Source organism: Paenibacillus agaridevorans (genome assembly GCF_003112455.1).
Classification (GTDB): Bacteria; Bacillota; Bacilli; order Paenibacillales; family Paenibacillaceae; genus Pristimantibacillus; species Pristimantibacillus agaridevorans.
Genome location: NZ_BDQX01000036.1, coordinates 172,120 through 180,359 on the forward strand (window position 1 = coordinate 172,120; position 8,240 = coordinate 180,359).

The window sequence follows — 8,240 nt, forward strand, 5'->3', positions numbered from 1 at the left end:
TCGTCCGTACAAAAAGAAAAAAACGATGCTGGACGTTTTCGGCGATTTGTTCGACTAATTGAGCTGAAGCTGTATTGGGGTCGAATAAAGGATGAACCATCTGCCGGAATCAAAAAAACCTCTTAAATCTGTGTAATCGGATTTAAGAGGTTTTTTGGCGATTGTGGGCCGAGCAGGGCTGGCTGCAAACTACCGGACGTAGGCTCTATAGTAATTTCGCGTGCTGCAGCCTGAAAAAATCGGGTTCCAGAGAGCAGTTGGGTCACTTTGGTTGCAATAACCCGAGAAAGTCTGGTTATTGAGTCTGGCGGAGTAACTTTGGTTGCAATAGCCCGAGAAAGTCGGGTTATTGAGCCTGGCGGAGCAGGCTTGGTTGCAATAACCCGAGAAAGTCGGGTTATTGAGTCTGGCGGAGTAACTTTGGTTGCAATAGCCCGAGAAAGTCGGGTTATTGAGTCTGGCGGAGCAGGTTTGGTTGCAATAGCCCGAGAAAGTCGGGTTATTGAGTCTGGCGGAGTAACTTTGGTTGCAATAGCCCGAAAAAAACGGGTTCCAGGACCCGCTGGAGGGATTGTGATAACTTAAGCCTCCATCAAAGTTCAAATTAAGATTTTGGACACAAAAAAAGTTCGAAAATTGCTCCAAGAGCCAATTCGCGAACTTGTTGATATAAAGGTTGGTGCGGTCGAGAGGACTCGAACCTCCACGGCTGTTACACCACTAGAACCTGAATCTAGCGCGTCTGCCAATTCCGCCACGACCGCATATGTTGAATGTGCCAACAGAAAATAATATATCACACGACCCGATAAAAGGTCAAGTTTTTATTTCATTATCTCCCCGAACTTTCCCCGACCTAAAAAAAACACAAGCTCCGCAAAGCCATTCCATTGTCCGATGAACGTCATCTCCGTAGGATTAAGGTATGCCGGTGAACCAACAAATCAGCTTGCAACTTTACTATCGAAACGGAGGGCTCAGCTTGCCGCATATTTCAATCCGCATGTACGAAGGGCGTACGGACGATCAAAAGGAAGAGATTGTCCAAGTGTTCACGAAGGAGCTGTCGCGTATCATCGAGAGAGAACCAGCATTTATAACGATCGAGTTTAACGAAATTCCGATCGACGACAATGCGCCTGCTAATCTGAGGAACAAGAGGTGAGGAAGGATGGCCAGTAAGCTGGAACCAAGAGGAGCGGGAGCAGCGCCATCCCCTCGTATAAGAGCGGGCGGAGGCCACGTGCTGCTGGGCTATATGTGGAAGTATAAGGCGTTGTATTTCATATCATTGCCTGGGTTGTTTTATTTCCTGTTATTCAAGTACGTACCGCTCATGGGCTCCGTTATAGCCTTTCAGGACTTCAATCTGTTTACCGGCATAACGGGCAGCAAGTGGGTGGGGCTCAAGCACTTCGAGCGGATGTTCTCGCATTACGACTTCATCAACATTTTAAAGAATACGCTGCTGTTAGGCATCTACGACATTCTGTTCGCGTTCACCGCGCCGATTATCCTCGCGCTGCTGCTGAACGAGGTAAGGCTCATGCTTTACAAAAAAATCATCCAAACGATTATGTACGCGCCGCATTTCTTGTCCTGGGTAATTGTAAGCGGTATCTTCGTCGGCATTCTGTCGCCGGAATCCGGTGTTCTTAATGTAGTGCTCGGCTGGTTCGGCATCGATCCCATCTACTTCCTTGGAGACGACTCCTACATTCGGAGCGTACTCGTAGGCTCGGGATTATGGCGCGATGTCGGCTGGGGTACGATCATCTATCTGGCGGCGCTCGCGGGCATCAATCCCGATCTGTACGAAGCGGCGGAGATTGATGGCGCCGGACGCTGGAAGCAGACGCTCAGCATTACGATCCCGGCACTGCTGCCAGTCATAACGATTCTGTTCCTGCTCAAGATCGGCGACTTCCTGGATTACGGCTTCGAGCGCGTGTTCGTCTTCCAGAATCCGCTCAACATCCGCAATAGCGAAATATTGGACACGTATATTTACAAAGCCGGCCTCAAGCAGCTGCAATTCAGCTACGCAACGGCGATTGGCGTATTTAAATCCGTAGTCGGCCTGTTCCTGCTGCTCATCGCGAACACGCTCAGCAAGAAGGCAACCGGAGAATCACTGTATTAACGAAGGGGTGACCACGAGGTGAGACACGCAAGCGTAAGCAGGAAGATATTCCTGATCGCCAATTATCTGTTTCTGACGCTGCTCGGCTTGACGATGTTCCTGCCGTTTATGAACGTCATCGCGCAATCGCTCAGCAGCGGAGGAGCAATTGACCGCGGCGAGGTCATGTTCTGGCCTGTCGAATTTACGACGCATTATTACAAATATGTATTCGAGGATGTGTCCATCTGGCGCGCGTTCGCCATCTCCGTTTATATTACGGTAGTGGGTACGACCATTAACCTGGCGGCAACATCCACACTGGCATACCCGCTCTCGCGGCAGGAATACGTTGGACGCCGTCTGCTTCTCATTCTGATTCTGTTGACCATGATTTTTAGCGCGCCGCTTATTCCGCAGTTCATCCTGATGCGCGAGCTTCATTTGACGAATACGTTATGGGCGCTTATGCTGCCGACGGCAATCAGCGCGTTCAACCTGTTCGTGCTTCGTTCCTTCTTCGCGCAGCTGCCGACGGAAATTATCGATGCAGCGCGGATCGACGGCTGCGGCGAAACCAGGACACTGTGGAGCATCGTGCTGCCGCTGTCCAAACCCGCTTTGGCGACGGTCGGCATCTTCTATTCGGTGACGAACTGGAACAAGTATATGGATGCGCTGTATTATATTAATGACCGGAGCTTGTACCCGCTTCAGGTAAAGCTGCGTGAGCTGCTCATTACGGACGATCTTGCCGATACCGGCAATCTGGCGTTCGAAGTGACGTCGCAATCCGTGCAAGGCGTGCAGATGGCCGTCATTCTGGTCGCTACGCTGCCCATTATTATGCTTTATCCGTTTCTGCAAAGGTTTTTTATCAGCGGCATGCTGATCGGTTCGATAAAGTCCTAAAAAAACGACAAGCCGACACAAAGACAGTCCATTGTGACGCCCGAAGCGAACCCAATATACTGGTAATGAGATTGGAAGCGCTTTAGCGCAAAACCAATAACTTTAAGAAAAGAGGGGTAAACAATGACCAAATTCATGACTCGCGCCGGTATTCTGCTGACGACATTCGCCATGCTGGTCGCATGCTCCGGCAACAACGGAGGGAGCTCCAACACGGGCACAACCACGGAAAAGCCGTCCTCCACGAACGCCGGCGTGGAAAAACCCAAGGAGCCCGTTAAATTTTCGATTTCCATGAGAACGCTAAACGTAGCGTATGTCGAAAAACATCCCAACATCAACGATGACAAGTACGTAAAAAAGCTGGAGGAGATGACGAATGCCGATCTGGACATCCGCCTTATCCCGCATAACGAATATCAAGACAAGATGGTCCAGATGTTCGCGACAAACGATATTCCGGACGTCGTGCAAGGCAGCGGCGGCATCAGCGGCCCGGAGCTGGCCGGCGCGGTAGAGAACGGCGTGTTCCTCCCGCTGAACGATCTGCTTAAAGAGCATGGCCAGGATCTGCTGAACTTTATTCCGCAAGAGGCATGGGACCGGATGACGGATTCCAAGTCAGGCAATATTTACGGCATTCCCGAAGTACTGTCGAACCCGTCCCGCCGCGCAACCTGGATCCGAACTGACCTGCTCAAAAAAGTCGGCAAAGAAATTCCGACTACGGTCGAAGAGACGCTCGACGTGCTTCGCGCCTTTAAGGCTGCCGGCGTCGAGCAGCCGTTTGCAGGACGTCAGAACTTCAAGTACGCTGATACATTTTTCGGCTCTTACGACGTGTTCGGTTATTTGAACCAGTTCAAGCTGTTCCCGGACGGACAGGTAAAACCAAGCTTCTTCGATACCGAGAACATGAAAAAAGCGATTGAGACCTACAAAACGATGTACGACGAAGGACTCATCAGCAAGGAATTCGCTACGATTGAAAGCACCGACTTCCGCAGCAACGTCACAAGCGGCAAAGCCGGCATGTGGTCGATGAATGCCAACGAACTGCCGATCTGGGGCGCTCAGCTCAAGAACAACGTGCCGGATGCAGAGGTTGCCCTTATCCCGTCTCCTGTAGGAACGGATGGCAAAGGCGGCTATGCCCACTACAACCCGGTCACTCGTTCGTTCTACATCAACGCGGCGGCCAAAGACAAAGCGGCGGACATCGTGAAGTTTTTCAACTGGATGGTAAGCGAGCAAGCGGAGCTGTTCTTCAGCTTCGGCATCGAAGGCGATGACTACAAGGTAGAAGGCGGAGAGGCCAAGTTCGAAGTGCCGACGGATACGGAAGGCACCGACAAGCTCCGGTATTTAAACGGTTGGCTGTGGATGATTCAGGATACAACGTATAATAAACGCGTGTCCTCGCTCTCCGAATCCGGCAAACAAATGATCGACGCTTTCGACAACATGTTGTCCAAGGAAGGACGCAGCGCCATCGAGTTCGACCCGCGTCTGGAGGCGCTCGTGCAGAACCCGGATCTAAATCCGAAGTCCGACGAAATGCCGCCGCTCATCCTGGAACAAGTTCTTCGCATCGTCTACGGCAAGGACAGCATCGACTCCTACGACAAAGTGCTGGAGGAGTATCTATCCAAAGGCGGAGCGGATATTATCAAAGAAGCGACGGAGCGTTACAATAACAAAGAGAACGCGTTCGAATAGGAGGAAGGGGTAACCCGCTACCGCCAGCCAGAAGGCTCTCCAGCCCGGCACCGTGCCGAGCTGGAGGGCGTCTTGCCATCCTCCGCCCGTTCGCGAAAGCATACTAAGCAGAGAAGAGGGGATGTTCCATGTATCGTATCCTGGTTGTGGACGACGAGCCCATGATTCGCAAAGGGTTGGAGAAGCTTATCTCCCAGACCGCCTCAGCAGAGGTGATCGTGGAGACGGCGGAGAACGGAGCCGACGCGCTCGATCGAATCCAGGCGAACAGACCGGATTTTGTCTTTACCGATATACGGATGCCCCGAATGGACGGGTTGGAGCTGTGCAAGCATATACGCGAAAATGACAGTTCAATCGACGTTGTCGTCGTCTCGGGCTACAGCGACTTCGAATACGCGCAGAAATGCGTCTCGTACGGCGTGAAGGAATATATTTTGAAGCCGGTTACGCGCCACGGCGTGGCTGAGACGATCGGCAAGCTGATTGCCGGGATGGCCGCCAAACGTTCCATCGGCTTTATCCCGATGGCGGAGCAGGAAGCATGGATTGAACAGTTGGAGGAAGCGGTATGGCATCTGGACGAGTCGGCCCGATCGGTCGCCGAAGGGCGCATAAGGCAATATTGCGAGGAGCAGTCCATCTCGGCCGTTCAACTGCGCGACATGCTGTATGAAGTCATGCGCAAGCTGGTCAAAAACCTGAACAAACGCGATGTGTACAACTTCCCGGAGCCGACTGGGCCGGAGGAAGCGGAGCCCGGACCGGAATCCAGCTTCCGCTGGATGGGGGCAGAGCTGGACGATGTGATGAAGCTGATTCGCGGCAAGCGCCGCGGCAACGTGAAGGATCCCGTCGAGGAAGTGAAACAATACATTGAGCAGAATTTGTCCAAGGAGCTGACGCTGGAGGACGTAGCGGATCGTCTTGGCCTCAATCCATCCTATTTCAGCCAGTTGTTTAAGCAGATGACAGACGAGACATTTGTGCAATACCGGATCAAGCGAAGGATGGAGCGGGCCAAGAAGCTGCTGGCGCTGCCTCATTACAAGATTACGGACATCTCGCACGAGGTCGGATATGCGGATCACCCCCATTTTACAAAGACGTTTAAGAGGATGACGGGTTGCACGCCATCCGAATACCGCGACATGCTGGGGATCGACTGATGCGCAAAAGCTTATCGAAGCAGCTGTTTTTTTATTTTTTTGTGCTTATTCTGTTCTCGATGTCCATGGTGGGCATTTTCTCGTACGTGGAATCGTCCAGGGCGATCGACGAGCAGGTGGAGAAATATTTGACGACGGTCATTAACAGCGCGTCCATGCAGACGGACAACCAGCTGCAGACGTTCGAGCGCGTGACGGATTCCATTTTGTCGCAGCAGCAAGTGAAGAAATTTCTGGATATGACGCCAGGGGACAGCTACGCGTATTACGAGTTCACGAACGAGATTCGGAAAGATATTTTCAACAAAATTCATATTACGTACCCGACCCAAATCAATATGATTTATATTTTGGGGTATCACGGGCGTTCCATCTTTGATGGCAATCAAGGTTTTTCGTCCCATAGCGTCGATACGTCGGAGCGGCTGCAGGAGCTGAACGGGAAGACGGAGGATAACGGCCGAATCTCGATTTTAAGCACCAGTCTGCTGGAGAAGGATTCCGGGAAGGTCATTACGGTGACCCGCAAAATTAGAGGGTATTCCTCCTACAATATTAAGGGCGTGCTCGCCATCGAATTCCACGAGGAGCAGTTGACTCAGTTATGGAAGCAGATGGATCTCGGCGAAAACGGGTTCTTCTTTATTCTGGACAGCCAGGGCGAGGTCGTCTACGCGCCGGATACGGAGCCGATGAAACATTTGCTGACGACGACCACTCCCGGACGGATCGTAAACGGCGGAGAAGAGAGATTTATAGCGGACGTAGGCGGGGAGGAGAAAATGATTGTCTCCCGAAGGTCGGACTACTCCGGCTGGAGTCTGGCAATTGCTATGCCTTTAAAGGAGCTGCGCGCGCCGATCTCGGCGATTCGCACGACAACGATCGGAGTCGGCCTGCTGACATTGGCGATCGCGTTATTTATCGCGCTGCGTTTCGGTCGGTCTATCGTAAAGCCCATACGCACGCTCATGAACGGCATGCGCGAGACGGAGAAGGGCAATTGGCAGACGGTGCAGGTAAAGCGTCGGGAAGATGAAGTCGGCGGCCTCGTTCATAGCTTTAATCTGATGGTCGGCCGCCTCTCGGAGATGATCGAGCGGGTGTACGACGCGGAGCTAAAGGGACAGAAGGCCCAGCTGGAGCTTCAGGATATCCAGCTGGAGCGCCAAAAGGCTGAATTCCAGGCGCTGCAGCTGCAGATTAATCCGCACTTCCTGTACAACACGCTGGAGACGATCAATTGTTACGCGATCGTACAGGATTCCGACGATATATCGGAGATCGTAGAGGCGATGGCGTTTATGCTGCGTTATTCCGTCCAGACCAATCTGGAGGAGAGCACCATTGTCAACGAGCTCAATCATGTCAGAAATTATTTGATTATTCTCAAGCATCGAATAGGAAGAGAATTCGAGCTGGAGGTTGCGCTGGAGCCATCGCTGCTACTCGAGAGAATGGTGCGTCTGACGCTGCAGCCTGTCGTGGAAAACGTGTTTCAGCATGCTTTCCCGAACGGAATCGAGCCGCAGCATGCCATCCGCATCGATGCGCGACTGGAGTCTGATCGATTGCTTGTAACGGTAGAGGATAACGGGGAAGGGATGACCGAGAAACGGCTGGCGAAGCTGCGGCAGCGGCTGAAGGAAAATCGGTTGGCTGACGATGACGAACCGCTGCAGACCAGAAGACGCGGCGGCATCGGCATTCTGAACGTACATCGCAGAATCCAGATGGTTTATGGAGACGATTATGGCATTGAGATCGACAGCACGTTAGGTCAAGGCACCGTCATTACGATGGTGATGCCTCGCGAGCTTAACAACGGGAGATAACGGGAGGAGAATGGAACATGAACTTGGATTTGACAGGCAAAATTGCATTGGTAACCGGGGCAAGCGGCGGAATCGGCAGAGGCGTGGCCGTGGAGCTGGCCAAACACGGAGCGAAGGTAGCGGTCAATTACTTGAGCAGCGAACAGGGCGCGGCAGAGACGGTGGCCGAGATCGAGGCGCTAGGCGGGAAGGCGCGTGCATTTCAGGCCGACGTGACGGATGTTGCGGCTATCGGTCGATTGGTGTCCGAGATCGAGAACGCATTCGGGGGTTCCATTGACATTTTGGTCAACAATGCCGGCCATCTCGTGCAGCGGCTGGCAAATGCCGAGATGACGGAGGAGCTGTACGGCAAAGTGATGGACGTCAATCTTAAGAGCACCGTATTCGTCAGCAAAGCCGTTCTTCCCGGCATGAAAGCAAGCGGCGGCGGCAGAATCGTCAATATGACATCCGTTGCCGCCCATAACGGCGGCGGTCCCG

6 protein-coding genes, 1 tRNA gene and 1 pseudogene are annotated in these 8,240 nt (G+C 52.6%); 7 read left to right on the forward strand and 1 reads right to left on the reverse strand.

Annotated features, from left to right (window positions below; translation table 11 throughout):
• Positions 1 to 677: 677 nt before the first annotated feature.
• Positions 678 to 764, reverse strand: a tRNA-Leu gene (locus PAT3040_RS02905).
• A gap of 218 nt (positions 765 to 982) precedes the next feature.
• Here PAT3040_RS02905 and PAT3040_RS02910 point away from each other — a divergent pair.
• The 7 genes and pseudogenes from PAT3040_RS02910 to PAT3040_RS38330 form a co-directional block, all read left to right on the forward strand.
• Positions 983 to 1,165, forward strand: a complete 183-nt coding sequence (locus PAT3040_RS02910; RefSeq protein WP_087567849.1) for a tautomerase family protein — start codon at positions 983 to 985, stop codon at positions 1,163 to 1,165.
• Positions 1,166 to 1,171: 6 nt separating this feature from the next.
• A complete protein-coding gene (locus PAT3040_RS02915) occupies positions 1,172 to 2,143 on the forward strand; it encodes an ABC transporter permease (protein ID WP_108991468.1) in 972 nt (323 codons plus the stop codon).
• A gap of 18 nt (positions 2,144 to 2,161) precedes the next feature.
• The gene (locus PAT3040_RS02920) at positions 2,162 to 3,034 is read left to right on the forward strand and encodes a carbohydrate ABC transporter permease (RefSeq protein WP_087567607.1); all 873 of its coding nucleotides are present in this window, start codon (positions 2,162 to 2,164) and stop codon (positions 3,032 to 3,034) included.
• 123 nt (positions 3,035 to 3,157) lie between these two features.
• Complete coding sequence (locus PAT3040_RS02925) at positions 3,158 to 4,753, forward strand: extracellular solute-binding protein (protein ID WP_181376415.1); 1,596 nt, start codon at positions 3,158 to 3,160, stop codon at positions 4,751 to 4,753.
• A gap of 128 nt (positions 4,754 to 4,881) precedes the next feature.
• Positions 4,882 to 5,922, forward strand: a complete 1,041-nt coding sequence (locus PAT3040_RS02930; protein WP_108991469.1) for a response regulator transcription factor — start codon at positions 4,882 to 4,884, stop codon at positions 5,920 to 5,922.
• The gene (locus PAT3040_RS02935; RefSeq protein WP_181376416.1) at positions 5,922 to 7,757 is read left to right on the forward strand and encodes a sensor histidine kinase; all 1,836 of its coding nucleotides are present in this window, start codon (positions 5,922 to 5,924) and stop codon (positions 7,755 to 7,757) included. The genes PAT3040_RS02930 and PAT3040_RS02935 overlap by 1 nt, the downstream gene beginning before the upstream one ends.
• Positions 7,758 to 7,774: 17 nt before the next feature.
• Positions 7,775 to 8,240, forward strand: a pseudogene (locus tag PAT3040_RS38330) (SDR family NAD(P)-dependent oxidoreductase); the annotation flags it as partial.